23 protein-coding genes are annotated in these 16,603 nt (G+C 53.0%); 11 read left to right on the top strand and 12 right to left on the bottom strand.

Translation table 11 applies throughout. The annotated features are described in order from the left end of the window. Positions 1 to 232 precede the first annotated feature (232 nt). From SIB80_RS10025 to SIB80_RS10010, 4 genes are read right to left on the bottom strand one after another with little or no spacing between them, the layout of a single operon-like run. Positions 233 to 490 carry a hypothetical protein gene (locus SIB80_RS10025; protein ID WP_063419861.1) on the bottom strand — a complete coding sequence of 86 codons (258 nt, stop codon included), beginning with the start codon at positions 488 to 490 and terminating at the stop codon, positions 233 to 235. Beyond that, the gene (locus SIB80_RS10020) at positions 474 to 719 is read right to left on the bottom strand and encodes a 2Fe-2S iron-sulfur cluster-binding protein (protein ID WP_011825497.1); all 246 of its coding nucleotides are present in this window, start codon (positions 717 to 719) and stop codon (positions 474 to 476) included. Before SIB80_RS10020 ends, SIB80_RS10025 begins: the two co-directional genes overlap by 17 nt. After that, a complete protein-coding gene (locus SIB80_RS10015; protein WP_063420016.1) occupies positions 716 to 2,221 on the bottom strand; it encodes a cobyric acid synthase in 1,506 nt (501 codons plus the stop codon). The genes SIB80_RS10020 and SIB80_RS10015 overlap by 4 nt, the downstream gene beginning before the upstream one ends. A gap of 11 nt (positions 2,222 to 2,232) precedes the next feature. Then, positions 2,233 to 2,643: an Npun_F0494 family protein gene (locus SIB80_RS10010; protein ID WP_169189894.1), complete on the bottom strand. Its 411-nt coding sequence runs from the start codon at positions 2,641 to 2,643 to the stop codon at positions 2,233 to 2,235. A gap of 42 nt (positions 2,644 to 2,685) precedes the next feature. Between SIB80_RS10010 and SIB80_RS10005 the strand changes: the two genes are divergently transcribed. Further along, complete coding sequence (locus tag SIB80_RS10005) at positions 2,686 to 3,246, top strand: nucleoside triphosphate pyrophosphatase (RefSeq protein WP_063419862.1); 561 nt, start codon at positions 2,686 to 2,688, stop codon at positions 3,244 to 3,246. 233 nt (positions 3,247 to 3,479) lie between these two features. Here the strand turns inward: SIB80_RS10005 and psbC are convergent, their stop codons facing one another. Both psbC and psbD read right to left on the bottom strand, forming a co-directional pair. Next, entirely contained in the window at positions 3,480 to 4,877 is a 1,398-nt protein-coding gene (gene psbC, locus SIB80_RS10000; protein ID WP_063419863.1) for a photosystem II reaction center protein CP43, read from the bottom strand. After that, positions 4,861 to 5,916: a photosystem II D2 protein (photosystem q(a) protein) gene (gene psbD, locus SIB80_RS09995; RefSeq protein ID WP_041374731.1), complete on the bottom strand. Its 1,056-nt coding sequence runs from the start codon at positions 5,914 to 5,916 to the stop codon at positions 4,861 to 4,863. The genes psbC and psbD overlap by 17 nt, the downstream gene beginning before the upstream one ends. Here psbD and SIB80_RS09990 point away from each other — a divergent pair. The 3 genes from SIB80_RS09990 to SIB80_RS09980 are packed head-to-tail and all read left to right on the top strand — an operon-like array spanning position 5,915 to position 7,391. Beyond that, the gene (locus SIB80_RS09990; protein WP_063397392.1) at positions 5,915 to 6,118 is read left to right on the top strand and encodes a hypothetical protein; all 204 of its coding nucleotides are present in this window, start codon (positions 5,915 to 5,917) and stop codon (positions 6,116 to 6,118) included. The two genes, psbD and SIB80_RS09990, sit on opposite strands and share 2 nt — an antisense overlap. Next, entirely contained in the window at positions 6,108 to 6,683 is a 576-nt protein-coding gene (locus tag SIB80_RS09985) for a photosystem I assembly protein Ycf4 (RefSeq protein WP_063419864.1), read from the top strand. The genes SIB80_RS09990 and SIB80_RS09985 overlap by 11 nt, the downstream gene beginning before the upstream one ends. 3 nt (positions 6,684 to 6,686) lie before the next feature. Further along, positions 6,687 to 7,391 (top strand): peptidylprolyl isomerase, encoded by a 705-nt coding sequence (locus SIB80_RS09980; RefSeq protein ID WP_063419865.1) that lies wholly within the window; start codon positions 6,687 to 6,689, stop codon positions 7,389 to 7,391. 32 nt (positions 7,392 to 7,423) lie between these two features. Here the strand turns inward: SIB80_RS09980 and ilvN are convergent, their stop codons facing one another. Further along, positions 7,424 to 7,954, bottom strand: coding sequence for an acetolactate synthase small subunit (gene ilvN, locus SIB80_RS09975; protein ID WP_063419866.1), 531 nt, complete (start codon positions 7,952 to 7,954; stop codon positions 7,424 to 7,426). Beyond that, complete coding sequence (locus tag SIB80_RS09970; protein ID WP_169189895.1) at positions 7,951 to 8,958, bottom strand: alpha/beta fold hydrolase; 1,008 nt, start codon at positions 8,956 to 8,958, stop codon at positions 7,951 to 7,953. Before SIB80_RS09970 ends, ilvN begins: the two co-directional genes overlap by 4 nt. Between SIB80_RS09970 and SIB80_RS09965 the strand changes: the two genes are divergently transcribed. From SIB80_RS09965 to SIB80_RS09945, 5 genes are all read left to right on the top strand, one after another. Continuing rightward, positions 8,872 to 10,146, top strand: a complete 1,275-nt coding sequence (locus tag SIB80_RS09965) for a N2,N2-dimethylguanosine tRNA methyltransferase (protein ID WP_063420018.1) — start codon at positions 8,872 to 8,874, stop codon at positions 10,144 to 10,146. The genes SIB80_RS09970 and SIB80_RS09965 overlap by 87 nt on opposite strands. 28 nt (positions 10,147 to 10,174) lie before the next feature. Next, positions 10,175 to 10,273, top strand: a complete 99-nt coding sequence (gene petM, locus SIB80_RS09960; RefSeq protein WP_011130544.1) for a cytochrome b6-f complex subunit PetM — start codon at positions 10,175 to 10,177, stop codon at positions 10,271 to 10,273. A gap of 55 nt (positions 10,274 to 10,328) precedes the next feature. Next, on the top strand, positions 10,329 to 11,291 hold the full coding sequence (locus SIB80_RS09955) for an NmrA family NAD(P)-binding protein (protein ID WP_063419867.1): 963 nt from the start codon (positions 10,329 to 10,331) through the stop codon (positions 11,289 to 11,291). A gap of 74 nt (positions 11,292 to 11,365) precedes the next feature. Next, on the top strand, positions 11,366 to 11,581 hold the full coding sequence (locus SIB80_RS09950) for a hypothetical protein (protein ID WP_063419868.1): 216 nt from the start codon (positions 11,366 to 11,368) through the stop codon (positions 11,579 to 11,581). Between the two features lie 81 nt (positions 11,582 to 11,662). Beyond that, positions 11,663 to 12,466 (top strand): methyltransferase domain-containing protein, encoded by an 804-nt coding sequence (locus SIB80_RS09945; RefSeq protein ID WP_063419869.1) that lies wholly within the window; start codon positions 11,663 to 11,665, stop codon positions 12,464 to 12,466. Here SIB80_RS09945 and SIB80_RS09940 read toward each other — a convergent pair. Next, complete coding sequence (locus tag SIB80_RS09940; protein WP_236066046.1) at positions 12,435 to 13,046, bottom strand: pseudouridine synthase; 612 nt, start codon at positions 13,044 to 13,046, stop codon at positions 12,435 to 12,437. The genes SIB80_RS09945 and SIB80_RS09940 overlap by 32 nt on opposite strands. 267 nt (positions 13,047 to 13,313) lie before the next feature. Between SIB80_RS09940 and infA the strand changes: the two genes are divergently transcribed. Further along, positions 13,314 to 13,583: a translation initiation factor IF-1 gene (gene infA / locus SIB80_RS09935; RefSeq protein ID WP_006041809.1), complete on the top strand. Its 270-nt coding sequence runs from the start codon at positions 13,314 to 13,316 to the stop codon at positions 13,581 to 13,583. 348 nt (positions 13,584 to 13,931) lie between these two features. Here infA and SIB80_RS09930 read toward each other — a convergent pair whose 3' ends face one another. Continuing rightward, complete coding sequence (locus SIB80_RS09930; protein ID WP_063420022.1) at positions 13,932 to 14,180, bottom strand: hypothetical protein; 249 nt, start codon at positions 14,178 to 14,180, stop codon at positions 13,932 to 13,934. Between the two features lie 94 nt (positions 14,181 to 14,274). Next, complete coding sequence (locus tag SIB80_RS09925) at positions 14,275 to 15,696, bottom strand: DEAD/DEAH box helicase (RefSeq protein ID WP_370520951.1); 1,422 nt, start codon at positions 15,694 to 15,696, stop codon at positions 14,275 to 14,277. A gap of 124 nt (positions 15,697 to 15,820) precedes the next feature. On the opposite strand from SIB80_RS09925, the gene SIB80_RS09920 reads away from it, so the two are divergent. Beyond that, positions 15,821 to 15,997 carry a hypothetical protein gene (locus SIB80_RS09920; protein ID WP_236066047.1) on the top strand — a complete coding sequence of 59 codons (177 nt, stop codon included), beginning with the start codon at positions 15,821 to 15,823 and terminating at the stop codon, positions 15,995 to 15,997. A 6-nt stretch (positions 15,998 to 16,003) separates the two neighbouring features. On the opposite strand, the gene SIB80_RS09915 is transcribed toward SIB80_RS09920, so the two are convergent. Beyond that, entirely contained in the window at positions 16,004 to 16,582 is a 579-nt protein-coding gene (locus tag SIB80_RS09915; protein WP_011825519.1) for a hypothetical protein, read from the bottom strand. Positions 16,583 to 16,603 lie beyond the last annotated feature (21 nt).

The raw sequence follows: 16,603 nt of genomic DNA, 5'->3' as shown, positions 1-16,603 counted from the left end.
CATCAAGAGATGCTTGAGGAAGGTGAAGCTATCGACAGCGAAGCTTGCTGATTAGCAGGCTCAAAAGTAGAGCAGCTGCTCCATGCCCTTGTAAAAGTGTTTGCCAAGGATTCAATCCGACAAGAGGTGACTTAAGCAGGCTTGAGGGGCTGCCTTCTACAACGTCGCCATACCAGCAAGCTTGGATGCCTAGACATGACAGGAGTCGATGTAGGCAATGCGGATGTCACAACTAGAGAGAATTTCCTTCAAAGTGGCCACCAATCCAGGCTGTCTCTAGGCAAAAAAGCATGAGTAGGAATTGGCTTGCATCAGAAATAATCAGTAGAGCAGGCATTAATTGCTGCTCGCCGGCTATTAGTCGCTGCATTTGTTTCTCAGCGGAGAAAGTCATCAGTGCTAACCCCCCGTTGGTTCCTGCAAAAGCTGTAAGGCAAATGTTGTTTAAAAAGGATTGATAGCTCTGCGATAGATCACCAGAAAGGATCATCGGCGAACTCCACCTTGAGTTGGCATGACTTCGCTCTAGGAACGATGGCGATGCAGGCTCGCACCACTTCTCCATTCACTTCAATCTCACAAGCACCACAGCTCCCTTGTAAGCAACCTGTGGGAATGATGATCCCTGCGTCTCGAGCAACCTGGAGCCAATCAAGCCCTGGTTCTGTAAGGGAGCTTGTGCCATTGGGCCATTGAATCTCAATCTTAGAGATCGTCATGTTCTCAGCAGTGGGTTGATGTTGACATGTTCTTCGAAAACATCGGTGAGACGATTGAGTAGTTGTTCTCTTTGTTGCTCATGGTGGGGTATATCGGTCGGCAAGTCTGCTAAGCCCTTTTGCTTACGTATCAGATTGAGCCACAGCCTTCGCCAGCGACCATTCTCGAAAATCCCGTGCAGGTAAGTTCCCGCGACTTGGCCGCAGCTCTCATTTTTACTGACCCAACCCAGTGAGGGATCGTCAGCCATAGGTAGGACAGACTCATGGCTCCCTTGAATGAGTTGGCTATTGCCATGGTGTAATTCAAACCCCTTCACCTTGGCATTGTCTGGCCACTGGGTGATCCTTTGGCATTGTTTTAGAGCCTTATTGCGTTTGAAAACGGTATCTAGAGGCAGCAGATTGAGTCCTGCCAAGCTGCTTGATGGGTCTGTTGTTGTGACGCCTTCCAGACCTAGTGGATCTGCCAGAGTTCGCCCAAGCATTTGCATGCCGCCACAGATGCCAAACACATGCCCACCGCTTTGGGCGTAGGTTTGCAACTGACGCCCTAAACCACTGCGGTTTAGCGAATTTAGATCGCGCAGTGTCTGCTTGCTGCCGGGAATGATGACAGCATCTGGAGTCCCGAGGAATGTGCCGGGTTCCACCCATCGCAGCTGAACTGTGGGTTCTGCTTCTAATGGATCGAGATCGGAAAAATTACTTAGGGATGGCAATTTCAAGACAGCGATTTCGACCTCGGCATCATTTTTTTTGCCTCTTCTCTCCAGTAGATCAAGGGAGTCTTCTGGCGGGAAGAGCTCTTCCAGCCATGGCATTACACCGATGACGGGAATACCGGTTTCGGCTTCTAGCCAATCGCGCCCTTCATCAAAAAGTTCGCGTCGGCCACGGAAACGATTGATGAGTAGCCCGCGTATCAATTGCTTTTCTACCGGCTTAAGTAAAGACAGGGTTCCCATGATCTGGGCAAAAACACCACCGCGTTCGATATCGGCAACGAGCAAACAGCGGGCTCGCAGGAACTGAGCCAATCGCAGGTTGGTGAGGTCTCGCCGTTGCAGGTTGACTTCCACTGGGCTGCCTGCACCTTCCAAGACAAGCCGGCCATGGGTGTAAGAGCACTGAAGGTCTTTTAGCGCCTCACGGATGACGCTCCATCCAGGACGGAACCATTGCTCGTAGTAGGTCTCGGCACGCGCCGTGCCAACGCTTTGACCCAGATGGATGACTTCACTGGTGCTGTCTCCCTGGGGTTTGAGCAGCACAGGGTTCATGGCGCATTGAGGCTTGAGTCCTGCCGCCCAAGCTTGCAGGGCTTGTGAATAGGCCATCTCTCCGCCACTCTCGTCAACCCAGGCGTTGTTGCTCATGTTTTGCCCTTTGAAGGGTATGGGAGTTTCGCCTCGCCGAAGCAGCAGCCTGCAGAGAGCGGCAGACATTAATGATTTACCAGCTCCACTGGATGTGCCTAACACCATCAAGGGGGTCGACATCCCATCGGTGCTCATTGTCTGGGCCAAAGTCGACGCAGATTGTGTTGCAGTCGTTCGAAAATCCCAGCTCGTTGTGTTGGTAACCCTGGTGACTGTTCAAGTAACTGGCGGCCCAAGGGGGTTAGACGGATTTTCGCTGTCAACCCCTGCCCATCAACTTCACGGCGCAATACACCAACGGTAATCAACCAGCGAAAAGCGGCTTCAACAGCATCAGCTCGCTGAAACCAGCTGCATCCAGGCAAGCAGTATTGCCGGGCTTGCTGCCAAACGTGCTCAGCATTGAGCCCTGTTGTTTGGGCATCGGTATAAAACCTGGTGTCAAACCGTAGACAACGCATGGCTTGGGCAGCACGTTTTTTACTGCGCATGTCAAGCAATTCCAGCTCGCTTGTCATGGCAACGGAGGCAAGGTCGACCATTAATGGCAGCCTAAGAACTTGTTCTCGCTGCTGTAATTCATTGTGTTGATGCTTGCCTCAGCTTCTCCAGCCCGCCGTCGACTGCTTCAACAGGCCTTGATCCCCCATCAAGTGATGGTGAGTGGGGTGGATGAAGAGACTATCCACCATTTTGATCCAGTGCGGCTTGTCCAGCAGTTAGCGGAGGCGAAGGCTGGGGTGGTGCATCAACAAATTGAGGCTGCTTTGCCGGTGCTTGGCTGCGATTCAGTGTTGGAGTTTGATGGCACAGTGTTTGGCAAGCCAGCCACGGCGGTGGAAGCCAGTAGCCGTTGGCAGCGAATGGCTGGGGCGTGGGGGCTTTTGCATACCGGTCACTGCTTGCTCAGTGTTAATGGTGAGCGCCTCAGCGAAACAGTAACGACACGTGTGCTGTTTGCTGCCTTGAGTGATTCTGAGATCGAGGCTTATGTGGCTACTGGTGAACCATTGTTATGCGCGGGTGGCTTTGCTCTTGAGGGTCAGGGTGGCTTGATGGTGGAGCGCCTTGAGGGTTGTTTTAGCAATGTGATTGGCTTGAGTTTGCCCCTGTTGCGGCGCTGGTTGCTAGTTATTAATGAATAAGTTGGATTAACTGATAGTGAGTTGTTGAAAGCTTGGCGCTGATTTTTCAATTGTTAAGGTTGATCATTGCTACGGTTTTTTGAGGCAAGTTGTTGCTCTTCAGGTTCTATTGAGCATGTGATTGTTGCTCTGTTGTTTTTGATGTCCTTTGGCTTCATGAAAAAAAACCCTCGCCGCAATGGCGAGGGTTGAAGGTTTTCCCGATTAACAAGATCGATGCTTGATGTTGAGAATCAGTCGAGATCAGGCATTGACAAGGCTGGTTCGGTCTTACGATCGATGCCTTTTTCAAACCCGGCTGCAACAGCCCTGGCGCGACCAGCGTGGAACCAGTGGCCCACGATGGTGAACCAAGCTAGGAAGAACGCATGACCAGCTAACCACTGGCGAAGGTTCACGAAGTTAACCGAGTTGGGCTCGGTGATGATTCCACCTACTGAATTGATGGAGGCGTTGGGGGCGTGGGTCATGTATTCAGCAGCACGGCGAACTTGCCATGGCTGAACATCGTTCTGAAGCTTGTCAAGGCTCAGGCCGTTAGGTCCACGCAGTGGTTCTAACCAAGGACCACGGAAGTCCCAGAAGCGCATCGTTTCTCCACCAAAGATGATTTCACCAGTAGGAGAACGCATCAGGTACTTACCAAGGCCTGTTGGCCCCATGGCAGTACCAATATTTGCTCCAAGGCGTTGGTCACGAACTAGGAAGGTGAAGCTCTGGGCTTGAGAGGCTTCGGCGTTCGATGGACCGTAGAACTCTGATGGGTAGGCGGTGACGTTGAACCATATGTAGGCCGTGGCAATGAAACCACAACAGCTCAGGCCAGCAAGGGCGTAGCTGAGGTAGGCCTCTCCGTTCCAGATGAAGGCTCTACGAACCCATCCCCATGGCTTGGTGGCAATGTGAAAATGGCCGCCAACGAATAGAAGAGCAGCAACGTAAATGTGGCCGCCAATGAGGTCTTCCATTGAGTTGACACCAGTGATCCAACCGGTACCTCCCCAGGGAGAACTGAACACGTATCCAAAGATCACGCCTGGATCAAGTGTGGGGCTGGTGATTAATCTCACGTCGCCACCACCTGGAGCCCAGGTGTCATAGATACCGCCAAAGAAGCAGGCCTTGAGAATCAGAGCCAGAGCTCCCCAGCCAAGAAAAATCAGGTTGTAACCAAGAATGTTGGTCATCTGATTCTTGTCTTTCCAATCAAGCCTGAAAAATGGAGAGCTGTAATCCTGAAGTTTTTCAGGGCCGACCAAGGCGTGATAGACCCCACCTAAGCCGAACACAGCAGAGATGATTAAGTGCATCACCCCGCAATGGAAGTACGGATAGATGTCTACGATTTCGCCACCTGTACCAACGCCATAACCAAGCGCTGCCACATGTGGCATCAAGATCAGGCCTTGCTCGAAAATTGGCTTGTCGAAGGTGAAGTGACTGACTTCGAACAGGAGCATGGCTCCTGCCCAGAAAGTCATCAGACCTGCATGGGCAACGTGGGCGCCAAGGAGGCGTCCAGAAAGGTTGATGAACCGGGCATTACCTGCCCACCATGCGTAACCGGTGGATTCAAGGCTGTATCCCCCGGCATTCTGCAGTATGGAACCAGATTTAAAGGGCGTTTCCACGTGGCATTACCTCTTCAGGGAATACAAAGTTTTCGTGAGGTTGGTCCGCAACGGACATCCAGGCTCGGATACCTTCGTTAAGAAGAACGTTCTTGGTGTAGAAGGTCTCGAATTCGGGGTCTTCAGCGGCGCGTACTTCCTGCGACACGAAGTCGTAGGCACGCAGGTTGACTGCTAAGCCAACGATGCCAACCGAAGGCGTCCACATGCCCATGACAGGCACGAACAGCATGAAGAAGTGCAGCCAGCGTTTGTTGGAGAAGGCGATTCCGAAAATCTGGCTCCAGAAACGATTGGCGGTCACCATTGAATAGGTCTCTTCTTCCTGGGTGGGATCAAACCCTTTAAAGGTGTTTGACATAGCGCCATCCTCGAACAAGGTGTTCTGCACCGTTGCGCCATGGATGCCACAGAGCAAGGCACCACCGAGGATTCCTGCTACTCCCATCATGTGGAAGGGATTCAGAGTCCAGTTATGGAAGCCCTGCAAGAAGAGAATGAAGCGGAAGATTGCTGCAACCCCAAACGAGGGAGCAAAGAACCAGCTGTGTTGTCCTAGGGGGTAAATGAGGAAACACGCCAAGAAGACAACGACTGGGCCTGAGAAGGCAAGTGCGTTGTAGGGGCGGATGCCAACCAAACGGGCAATCTCGAACTGTCTCAGCATGAAGCCGATCAGAGCGAAGGAGCCGTGAAGGGCTACGAAGGTCCAGAGGCCACCAAGCTGACACCAGCGCACGAAATCACCCTGAGCTTCAGGGCCCCATAGCAGCAGCAAGCTATGACCCATCGCATCTGCGGGGGTGCTTACAGCGGCGCTAAGGAAATTGCAGCCTTCCAGATAGGAACTTGCAATGCCGTGGGTGTACCAGGAGGTAACGAAGGTGGTGCCGGTAAACCAGCCTCCTAGGGCCAAGTAGGCCGTAGGGAACAAGAGGAGGCCAGACCAGCCAACAAAAACGAAGCGGTCGCGCTTGAGCCAATCATCGAGGACGTCAAACCATCCCCGCTGAGGCGCGCGTCCTACAGCGATCGTCATGGGAAAAAAAAACGGTGCGGTTCTGCCGCAAGCTGTGGGATACCCAAAGACTTTAACAATCCCCAAGGGGCCTTTGGGAGTGAGTTGCCTTGAGCTGAAACCCCTTGTAGTGGTGTTGCTCCTTTGGCTTGCTTCAAATCTGCCCGTTGTGGGCTGTAGCAGTCCAGAATGGAGATTCATATTGGGTAGTCATGTCAGCTGATCTCCAGGAAACCCCTAAGGCCGGAGATGCTTCTCTAGAGCGGCTTGAGCAATCGGTTCTCGGTTTTCGACGTCTCTCCAATCAGCTCTTGGCCGTCATAGTCACAATCGGTGGCCTTGGCTTCACACTGACTTGTCTGTCTAGTTATTTGGGGCGAGATCTTCTTCCCATCGGCAGTCCTTCGACTCTCCTATTCGTGCCTCAGGGCTTGGTGATGGGTCTCTATGGCATCGCAGGTTTGCTGCTTGCGAGTTACCTCTGGGTGATGATCAACATCAATTTGGGTGCAGGTAGCAACAACTTTGACAAGGCTTCCGGGATGGTGAAAATTTGCCGTCGCGGATATTTCAAGCTGATCAGCGCGGAGTTCCCCCTCAAGGATGTCAAAGCCGTCAAGGTTGAGGTACGTGATGGTTTCAATCCTCTTCGCCGCTTGTCCTTGCGGGTTCAAGGTCGGCGAGACATCACTCTTACCCGCGTCGGTCAGCCTCTCCCCCTCGCACAGTTAGAACAGGATGGTGCTGAGCTAGCGCGTTTTCTTGACGTGAATCTTGAAGGGCTCTGAATTGTGTTGCTCTCATCCCTTGCGCGTTTGATTCGGCGTCAAGACATCTGGGGAATTCTGCTTTGTGTGCCCTTATTGGTTGGCTGTAGCAAGTCCACTACGGCATCGATCAAGGCGGTTTGTTCCTCGCTGACTAGCCCCTGCTTGCAGGGCAAAGCAAATGTGCTGATGAGTACGAATCGAGGCGCAATCACCCTTGAGGTGGATGGTGATGCTGCTCCTGTTACCGCAGGTAATTTTGTCGATCTTGTTAAACGTGGTGTCTATAACGGAACTGTTTTTCATCGGGTCGTGAAAGAGCCCGTTTCCTTTGTTATTCAGGGCGGTGATCCTGCTTCAAAGGACCCTAAAACGCTCAAGACCCATTACGGGAAGGGTAGTTTCATCGACCCCGCCAGTGCTCAGGCCCGCTTCATTCCCTTTGAAGTGAAGTTGAAAACAGATGACCAGCCTCGCTATGGAAAGCTGATCACAAACCCCAGAGAGTTGCTGCAATTGCAATTGACTCATAAGAAAGGGGCCCTGGCGATGGCTCGTTCTCCGGCGCCGGATTCAGCCAGTGCTCAGTTTTACATTGCTTTGCGCCCTTTACCCGAACTTGATGGCCGTTATGCCGTTTTCGGCAGGGTGATCAAGGGGTTGGAGGTGGTGGATGCGATTCAGCAGGGTGATCGTATTTTTAAAGCCAGCCTGGTAATGGCGAAATAAAAACCCTTAATGCATTGCCAAACACTTAGGCCTTAGGCCGGTATTCGGCTGCCGCTCGGAGAGACCTTTAAGAGTTCGGTGTTGACCCCTGAGGCCCTTACCAGAGCGACCTTGCCGGTACGGGCGATTTCGATGATCCCGTAGGGGGTTAGCAAGCTTTCGAGCGCCACCAGCTTGCCTGGGTCACCCACCACCTCAAGGGTAAGTGCGTCATCGGCCACATCAACCACTTTCGCTCGGAAGACCTGAACGAGATCGAAAATGGAGCTGCGCTGGTGAGCGGGTGCGGAAACTTTGAGCAGCATGAGTTCTCGTTCGACTGCAGGTTGCCTGGTTAGATCAAGCACCTGCAGGACATTGACGAGTTTGTCGAGCTGTTTGCTCATCTGTTGGAGGGCATGATCGTCTCCCTCTACAACCATCGTGAGTCGAGATTGTCCAGGAGTTTCGGCTGGGCCCACCGCAAGGCTGTCGATGTTGAAACCACGGCGTGCAAAAAGTCCTGCGATCCGGCTTAGAGCTCCGGATTCGTCTTCGACTAGCACTGAAAGGGTGTGCTTCATGCCCGTTGTTGATCATTCCCTAAATTAAGGTTCAGCCAGCTGAACAAGGCTTGATCAAAAGCCTGAGTGGATTCGTCATGGGGGCAATGGCCCGTTTCATCAAGCACTGAAAGAGTGATCCATGGGTATTGATGCTGCAGTCGATGGCCAATTTTTAATGGCACAAAACGGTCCTCTCGTCCCCAGAGAAGCAATATGGGGGGGCGATCGGGCCTGCTAGCAAGGCGTTTTAGTAAGCGAGGAGCTGTGCAGCCAACTGGCCGCAGTGTCATGCCAACGCACATCGCTCGTAGGGCGCGAGCTGCCGAGGGTCGCCTTGCAGGTTGGGCAATCAGGTGTAGTAGCTCATGGTCTAACTGGATGGAGTGGTGGTAGCCCATTTGAAGAGCTGCTTTAAGGAGTGGCGTTCGTGCGATGAGAGGAACAATCAGTTCAAGAGGCAAGAGGCGGAAGATGATTGCGATCAACTTGTGCTTCAACCGGCGCCACCAGCGTGTGGGGCGGAAGCTCAATGGTTCAACCAATGCAGGATCCGGTAATGGAGCTGCTACCACAGCTCCAACAAGGTCTGGGCGGAATGCGGCTGTGGTGAGAGCCGTTAGTGCTCCTAGAGAATTGCCTATTAGTACTGCTTGTTGAGAGGGGCTGGCCTGGACAATTTGCTCAAGAAAGGCTGCTAATTGTTTGCCCCACAGTCGATTGTCGAGGCGTCGAAATTGCTTCAGTCCTGGTTGGGCTGAAGCTCCAAAACCGATCAGATCAAGGCTGTAGACGCGGAATCCTGACGCTTTTAGGGGTGAAGCATTGTGTCGCCAATGAGCGCTGCTGGCACCGAATCCGTGGATGAGCACGAGTGGACGTGCATCCTCTGCTCCCAGTACACGCCAGTGACAACGTAGGCCTTGCCAATACCAATCATGGGATTCGCCCCAGTCAGCACCTGTCTCTTGAATGGCCCGCTCGGCAGTCTGGAAGTCAGTTGCAAACAAAGCGGCTTGAACCAACCCACCACCCACTATCGCGAAGGCTCAGTCGTTTTGGAGCCAGGAGGTGGTTTCTTCCGCCCAGAGTCTCGTCCTTCCCGTGATCTTTCGGTTTTATTGGCTGCTTTTCAGCAGCAGAGAAGAGAGAAGTTTTCGCCTGCTTTGCACTGGTTGGACCTTATGGCTGGTTGCGGTATTCGTGCTTTGCGCTGGGGGTTGGAGGCTGTTAAGCCCTCATTGTTGGCGTCAGGAGTAGAGCAGCTGCCAGAGCTGTGGGTGAATGATGCCGATCTTGAGCGAGCTTCTCTTTTGGAGAGGAATCTGGCCCCTCTGCGCCAAGAGCAAATCTCGCTAAAGCTTTTTCATCAGCCCGCAGAGGTCCTGCTGAGCCGTGCCTACCTCGATCAGTGTCGTTTTGATCTGATTGATCTCGATTGTTTTGGTTGTCCGAATGCGTTTCTGCAACCTGTGTTGCAGGTTCTCGCTTCTGAGGGGTTGTTGCTGCTTGCAAGCAGTGATGGTCGCTCTCCCACAGGTCATGACCGGCCAGGGGCAATTCGCAGTTTGGCTGCTGCGGCTCGGGTGCATCCAGCCAGCTGGGAGATCGCTTTGAGGCTGCAGCTTGGGGTTCTTGCACGACATGCCTGGCTGCTAGGGCGTGGTTTGGAGCCCCTGGTCAGCTTTAGTGAAGGTCGTACTTTTCGTGTTGCGGTAAGGATCAAGCGTCGACTTGCTGCCGGTGAGGAGAGCCAGCTTGGGCTTTTAGCTCGCTGTGAGGCTTGTGGTGCTCAGCTTGCTCAACCACTGATCTCCCTAAAGGGGTGGTCAGGGTGTATGTGTTCTCAAGGAGGTGGCCGTTGGGCGGTGAGCGGTCCCCTTTGGCTGGGCCCCCTTCAGTCGCCAGTTGTGTTGGCCGATTTGTTGGTGTTAGCAGAACAGTCGATCGTTCCGATCGCATCCGCCACATTGCGGCTGTTGCATCGCTTGCAGTCTGATATCGGCTTGCCGGTCTATTGCTGGTCCACAGCTGAACTGGCCAAGCGTCTGGCTTTATCTGGCCCGCCGTCTGTTTTGGCATTGGTCAGGGATTTACGTTTTGCTGGCCATGAGGCTTGCGGCAGTGCCGTGATGGCAGGACAATTGCGAACCGATGCGACAGTGACCGAGCTTTTGCGGATTTGCCACGAGATGTGTCAGGAAGGGCGTTAAATGGTGTGCGTGATTCACATGCCCATTCATGGCTTCGGAGATTTTCGGGATTGCTGCCGTCTTCTGGGTGTTGATCCCAGTTGGTCTCGCAGGTGGTGCTCTCTTGTTGAAGCTTCAGGGGGACTGAAGTTCGCAGACTGGAGTCGCTCGATATAGGCTCCTTGCTTGTATTGAAGGGCCCTATGCAGGTTCTGGTGGTTGGTGGAACTGGCACCCTTGGGCGGCAGATAGCTCGTCGTGCCATAGATGCTGGCCATCAGGTCCGCTGCATGGTCCGTAAACCTCGTAAAGGGGCTTTCCTGCAGGAGTGGGGTTGCGAGCTCACCTGCGGCGATCTGCTTGATCCGGAGACTATTGATTACGCTCTTGATGGCATCGATGCTGTCATTGATGCGGCCACCAGCCGTCCCGATGATTCTGCGAGTGTCTACACAACCGATTGGGATGGAAAGCTCAATCTGCTGAGGGCTTGTGAGAAAGCAGGAGTGAAGCGCTACGTCTTTCTTTCTTTGTTGGCAGCTGAGAAGCATCCCAAAGTGCCATTGATGGACATCAAATTCTGCACCGAGAGGCTGTTGGCAGATTCGTCATTCGATTACACAATTTTGCAGGGTGTGGCCTTTATGCAGGGGTTGATCGGTCAAATCGCCATACCTGTTCTTGAAAACCAGACGGTTTGGGTGAGTGAAACGCCTACAGCAGTTGCATACATGAATACCCAAGACGTCGCACGTTTTGCTGTGGCTGCTTTGGAGCGTCCTGAAACGATCCGCCGCAGCTTTCCTGTCGTGGGTCCAAAGGCTTGGACCTCCGAAGAAATTGTGCAATTTTGCGAAAAGTCCAGCAGTAAAACAGCCAAGGTGATTCGTGTGTCACCTTTTCTGATCGGATTGAGCCAGAGAGTGGTCTCATTCTTTGAACAGTCAGTGAATATGGCTGAAAGGCTTGCTTTTGCAGAGGTCACTGGAGGGGGAATTGCTTTGGATGCACCGATGGATGACACCTATTCCTGCTTTGGCTTGGATCCTTCGGAAACCACCCCTCTTGAAAGTTATATCTCCGAGTACTACGACACGATCCTCAAGCGTTTGCGTGAGATGGAGGCAGATCTCGACGAGGAAAGCAGGAAAAAGCTGCCTTTTTAAGGAATTTTCTATCTAACATTGGCGCGAGGATGGTTTATTTGTACTATTCGCGTATCTGTTTTCCTCCTGCTGGCATGTCTGTTGTTCAAGTTAAAAACCTGCAGCGCCGACTAGACAATTTGTCTTTTGAGGCTACTCAGGAGCTCGATCGGGCTTGTGGGCATGAGCTTTGGCGCAACCTTGGCTTCGATGCCTTTGACGGCCTCGAGGATGCTGAGCGCCGGGCTAGGGCCAATTACTACTACGGCCAGTTGCAGACAGTGAATGAGCTGTTGGAGGCCTTGGGCTAATGCCTTGGGTCATCCAGGTTTAGCCATCGATTCTTTCCCTACCGACCACAATGGATTGATCTTGCTTGAAGGGCTTTTTTCATGAGCAGTAGCTGCTGTAGTCCCTCTGCTTCAGGCTCTGGAGCTGATGCGTTAGATCAGACGCAGGCTGTAGAGGAGCGCTATGGAGCTGCAGCGCATGCCCAGGAAGCTTGTTTGTGTACCCCGGTGGCTTTCGACCTCAGCCTGCTTAAGGCCATCCCTCGTGAAGTTGTAGAGCGCGATTACGGCTGCGGTGACCCAACTCGCTGGGTTAAGCCTGGTGACACTGTGCTTGATCTTGGCAGTGGCAGTGGAAAGAACGCTTTCATTTGTGCCCAGCTGATCGGTTCGGCGGGTGCCGTGATTGGGGTGGATCGCAATGTTGAGATGCTCAACCTGGCTCGTCAGGCCGCACCAGTTGTCGCGGAGCGGATTGGCTTTGCCAATGTGCGCTTTGTCGAGGGCGCTATCGAAGCGCTTGAAGCCCCTCAGGTTGATGGGGCTCCGCTTATTGCCGATCGGTCGATTGATGTGGTGTTGAGCAACTGTGTGCTCAATTTGGTGAATCCTGCAGATCGTCAGAATCTGCTGGCCAACATTCGCAGGGTTTTGCGGCCAGGTGGACGGCTTGCTGTTAGCGATATCGTCTGTGATAAGCCAGTACCCCTTGCTCTTCAGCAGGATCCGGAACTCTGGAGCGGCTGCATTAGTGGTGCCTGGCAGGAAGAGGCCTTCCTGCAGGATTTTCGTGCTTTGGGCTTTGAGAAGGTGAGCTATGCCGATCGTTCTGATCAACCCTGGCAGGTGGTTGAAGACATTGAATTTCGCGCCGTCACGCTTGTGGGTCAGTTGCCGGACGATTGAGGAGGGACAGCAGGAGGTTGGTCTCTCTTGATGAGACCTGCCTCCATTGGCCAGGATCCATCCCTTCAATGCTGAGGGGTGGCTCACCATCCAAAAGCTCGATGCGATGACGGATCAAGCGAAGGGTTGGCAGCCCTACGGCTGCTGTCATCCGTCGAACCTGTCTGTTTCTCCCTTCTTTTAACTTCAATTCAAGCCAGCTAGTGGGGATGCTTTGCCGCACACGGATGGGTGGTTCACGCTCTCTCACGATCGGAGCAGCGTTTCCCTTCAGCCAGCTCGCTAGGGCAGGACGGGTTCTCTTTCCCTGAATGATCACTCCTGAGGCAAGTTTTTGTAGTTGACTTTCACTAGGAGAACCTTCTACTTGCACCCAATAAACCCGCCAGTGGCTCAAATGGGGATTGGTGAGTCGATGCTGCAGGCGCCCATGGGAAGTGAGAACCAAGAGGCCTTCACTGTCAGCATCTAGGCGGCCTGCCGCATACACCCTTGGTATGGGGATCAAGTCTGCTAAGCACCTCCACTGGCTGCCTGGTTCTGGGGTGAACTGGCTTAGGAAGCCGTAGGGCTTGTTCAACAGAAGGGTCGTGAAGTCGTCTGCTTGGGTGGTCAGCTGATCAGTCAGTAGACGCGAGCAGTATCAGCATAGATAAATCGTTGTAGGGATCATCAGCGCATGATTGCTTCAATAAAGATGAGTCATCGTTTAAGCCTGAGTCTTAACGGTTGACCATCATGGAGCGTGGCGAAATGACAATCGGCCCTAGAGACTTTTTGACTCTGCCGTGTTTGCAGGGGCCGCAACCTAAACTCCGATTGAACCAATGAGCCACGGCACAACCGCATGATCGAAACCTCGGGTGTGATTGAGAAGGAACAAGGTAACGGGTTCTATCTGGTCACCCTTGAGCAGCCCGCCGGTCATCAGTGTTTATGTCGTGCCGCCGGCAAGCTCACTAAGTTCCGCATCAAATTGCTCGCTGGTGACAAGGTGCTGGTGGAGATCAGTCCCTATGACCTCACTCGAGGCAGAATCACTTATCGAGAGCGAAATGCTGGAGCCCCAGGGGGGCGCCCGGGTGGAAATCGCCCTGGTGGCCCACGACGACGTTAATCAGCTTCATAAGAATAGATGGGCTGGGCTTGAATCCTTGATAAGGATTGACACTGCTGCTTTGTTAGGCTTTGCCACTTCAGCTTTCATTTGATAATGATACAAACTGTTTCTTGCTGGTAGAAAAATCTTTACTGCTTGATTCCAATTTTGTTCTAAAGAATTGGTTGTTACCTTGATCAATTAAATAGCCCAGGTGATGATATTATTGGTGAGAACAATTCCAGTAATAATCTCTGAGAATTGATAATCTTACTCTCGTGAGTTGAGGCTTTTATTGGTTCTCTGACGGCTTGACTTCTGCGTGTAAAATATTTAAAGTCAGCAGAAATCCCTGGTTAAATTTGCTTAGATCTCTAGGGCCTCGTCTGCGTCGCTTGTTTTTTCGTAGGAATGGCTTTTGTTGGGCAGGTTCGGCACCACAAGGGCTGAGGCCTCAAGTAGTTCGTGATGTCCACCTGGACATGTGATCCACTCGCGGAATTCTTGGGTGATGGCGTAACTGTCTTCGTAGCTCTCTTTGCTGTCTAGTAAAGCGATTCTGGCGGATGCCCAACACGTTGAAACGCTTATACGTCGTCGAATAGCTGTGTTCATGATTGGTCCCCATTGGCCAGAGAATTGCATGTCAGTGGTCTGTATTTGGTTTGATTTTATAGAACGTCGCATTTTTCTTTCGCAAAAGTTGTCGTCAACGCTGCAAAAAACTGGGCAGATTTGGTGTGCGTAGTCGGATGACAGCACCTGCTCCATCGTTGACTGCTTCGAGTGGCAGGCTTGGGCCTCGCCAGTGACCCATCGTTGTGTTTTCCTCTGCTTTCGCTTCGCTGTCTCTGATGAGATATGGCTCTGTCTTCGACCAGCTTCGGGCATGGCCCATCAGTAAGGGATCTGCAGGTGCAAAGACATAGGAAGGGTGACGAGGTACCGGCTCTAACGATGCTCTTGCTGTGGAGATCCTTACAGCGCGAGTGATTCCCTGTATGAATCGGCTGCGCGTTACCACCGTTGTGAGATAAGCAACCACGCGAAGTCTTGGGGCATCGAATCCCTCGGCACACATGTCGATGCTTACTAACCAGTCGGCTTTGCTTGTTTGGAAGGCTGCCAGGCGAGCACTGGCATCACGGTCTTGGGAATGCACCAGCTCGACACGATCGCCTTCCTCTTGCAGGAGCTGGGCGATGCCACCAGCGTGTTCGATATCTCTAGCGATCACAAGGCCTGCGGCATCGTGATGGTGGCGACGTACCTTCTCAAGTTGACGTCGTGCCCGTAGTAACAGTTGCAAGGCAATGCTGCTTGAGTCTGAGATCCGAATAGCCCTACGCAGATTGCGTGCTCGCCAGCTTTCACGCACTTCAGCAGAGAGGGGGGAGACATCTCGATCGGGCTGTCCAGGACGGCTGTGTTCCACCCAGCCGTCCTGGAAGCGGAATTCGAGGGGGCGCACATCTCCAGCATGAATCAGCTCACTAGGTTCGACGCAGAGATCTGGGCTGATCTGCTCCACCAGAGCACCCTCGGCTTCCACGCGCACCCGTCGGGCTGCACAGAAGGCCAGATTGTCGGCGCGGAAGGGCGTGCCAGTCAGACCAAGCCGTATTTTGCTGCTGCCAGTGAGAGCAAGAAAGGTGCGTCCCCAGGCTGGGCCTTGAGGTTCATCTGGATTCATCCCGAGGTGGTGGGCTTCATCGGCAATAGCGAGTAAGCCGTCACCGGCCCAGTCTTTTAGTTCTGCTATCAGGGTCTCTAACTGAAGACCGGCACCTTGATAGGTCACTGCCCAGCCGTCTGCTTGTTTGAGGATCTCGGGTTGTTCTGGGCAGGCTTCCCAGTCCTGCAAGTTGAGTCCTAGTTGTTTAGATGCTTGGTGCCATTGATTGAGGATCGAGTTGCGGTGGCAAAAAACTATGAATCGCGTTAAGCCTCCCCCTCTTTGCATGGCCTCGAAGCTGAGGAGGGCGCCGAGGGTTTTACCTGCACCTGGGCCAGCATGCACAAGCACATCTCGCCCTTGGATTGCCTGTGGAGACAGTCTGCGACGCAGCAGCTGAATTAGCTGTTGCTGCCAAATGCGGGGTCGGATTTTGGGCTGGCAGGACTCTCCCAGCAGTTCAAAGGAAGGCTTGGAGATGGCATTGCACGAGAAGATAGGTCTTTCTAACCATTTCTTTCGCTGCTGGCATCTTTAGCTTCCAGCCAAGAGCTTCTGGGGTTTTCGGCCCCCTGGCACCATGGCCAAACGCCGCCATTCATCACAGTTTATTTTTCAGCAACGCCGTAGCTTGGAGCAGTGCTGGCTCAATGAATGTGACATTGATCCGCTGATCCTGAGAGCACGCTTGCTCCATCGCCAAGGCCTGAAGCTTCAGGCCTTGGCGATGGAGCAAGAGTTGTTACCAATTATCTGACTGAGTTCAGAGCGCTTCGGTGTGGTTCACGAGTAGGTGCTCAACCTCATTGAGGCCTTCGCTTGCAGCAGTGTGTGCGATCTCGAAGTTGCCCTGAGCCTCATCCATGAGTTGACTAGCTAAGCGATCGAGCAATTGCTCCTTTTGCTCCTTGAGCATCGTTAGCAATTCGTTTTCGATCAGCTTTTGAACCGCTGATGCCCTCAGGGTGTCTGAACCGGCTTCAGCAAAGGTTCCCTGAACCAGTTCTTGAATAAACAGTCGGTGGACTTCACTGCTGCGTAGGAAACTCTCGGTGGCGTTGATAATGCCGTCTACCAAAGCTTTGTCAGGCTCTGACTCCTGTTTGTCGAGCTTGAATTCCCAATCCAAATGGCGTCGCTGCCATCCTGCGGAATGGAGGCTCGGCATCACTGTCTGGGAGAAGGTATCCACCGAAATCTCGTAGATCCTTTCTGCCAGGCGTTCACACCATTCTCTCCCGTGTCCCTGGAGGTTGTTCTGCATTGTGGAGCGCTCCACAGCATGGCCTCCGTGATGGCTATGGCAAACACCATCCGGACATTCGATTGCAGTTAGGCCCATGGAGGGAGTTGGAGTTAACAA

The sequence above is a fragment of the Prochlorococcus sp. MIT 1327 genome, from assembly GCF_047304785.1.
Taxonomy (GTDB): Bacteria; Cyanobacteriota; Cyanobacteriia; order PCC-6307; family Cyanobiaceae; genus Prochlorococcus; species Prochlorococcus marinus_D.
This window is presented reverse-complemented; position numbering and strand designations above follow the sequence as displayed.

Bases quoted from the DNA above. Each gene is read 5' to 3' on its own strand.
- SIB80_RS10025 (WP_063419861.1), bottom strand. From the start codon at position 490: ATGATCCTTTCTGGTGATCTATCGCAGAGCTATCAATCCTTTTTAAAC.
- SIB80_RS10020 (WP_011825497.1), bottom strand. From the start codon at position 719: ATGACGATCTCTAAGATTGAGATTCAATGGCCCAATGGCACAAGCTCC.
- SIB80_RS10015 (WP_063420016.1), bottom strand. From the start codon at position 2,221: ATGTCGACCCCCTTGATGGTGTTAGGCACATCCAGTGGAGCTGGTAAA.
- SIB80_RS10010 (WP_169189894.1), bottom strand. From the start codon at position 2,643: ATGGTCGACCTTGCCTCCGTTGCCATGACAAGCGAGCTGGAATTGCTT.
- SIB80_RS09990 (WP_063397392.1), top strand. From the start codon at position 5,915: ATGGGAAAAAAAAACGGTGCGGTTCTGCCGCAAGCTGTGGGATACCCA.
- psbD (WP_041374731.1), bottom strand. From the start codon at position 5,916: ATGACGATCGCTGTAGGACGCGCGCCTCAGCGGGGATGGTTTGACGTC.
- SIB80_RS09985 (WP_063419864.1), top strand. From the start codon at position 6,108: ATGTCAGCTGATCTCCAGGAAACCCCTAAGGCCGGAGATGCTTCTCTA.
- ilvN (WP_063419866.1), bottom strand. From the start codon at position 7,954: ATGAAGCACACCCTTTCAGTGCTAGTCGAAGACGAATCCGGAGCTCTA.
- SIB80_RS09965 (WP_063420018.1), top strand. From the start codon at position 8,872: ATGGGATTCGCCCCAGTCAGCACCTGTCTCTTGAATGGCCCGCTCGGC.
- petM (WP_011130544.1), top strand. From the start codon at position 10,175: ATGGCTTCGGAGATTTTCGGGATTGCTGCCGTCTTCTGGGTGTTGATC.
- SIB80_RS09955 (WP_063419867.1), top strand. From the start codon at position 10,329: ATGCAGGTTCTGGTGGTTGGTGGAACTGGCACCCTTGGGCGGCAGATA.
- SIB80_RS09950 (WP_063419868.1), top strand. From the start codon at position 11,366: ATGTCTGTTGTTCAAGTTAAAAACCTGCAGCGCCGACTAGACAATTTG.
- SIB80_RS09945 (WP_063419869.1), top strand. From the start codon at position 11,663: ATGAGCAGTAGCTGCTGTAGTCCCTCTGCTTCAGGCTCTGGAGCTGAT.
- infA (WP_006041809.1), top strand. From the start codon at position 13,314: ATGATCGAAACCTCGGGTGTGATTGAGAAGGAACAAGGTAACGGGTTC.
- SIB80_RS09930 (WP_063420022.1), bottom strand. From the start codon at position 14,180: ATGAACACAGCTATTCGACGACGTATAAGCGTTTCAACGTGTTGGGCA.
- SIB80_RS09920 (WP_236066047.1), top strand. From the start codon at position 15,821: ATGGCCAAACGCCGCCATTCATCACAGTTTATTTTTCAGCAACGCCGT.
- SIB80_RS09915 (WP_011825519.1), bottom strand. From the start codon at position 16,582: ATGGGCCTAACTGCAATCGAATGTCCGGATGGTGTTTGCCATAGCCAT.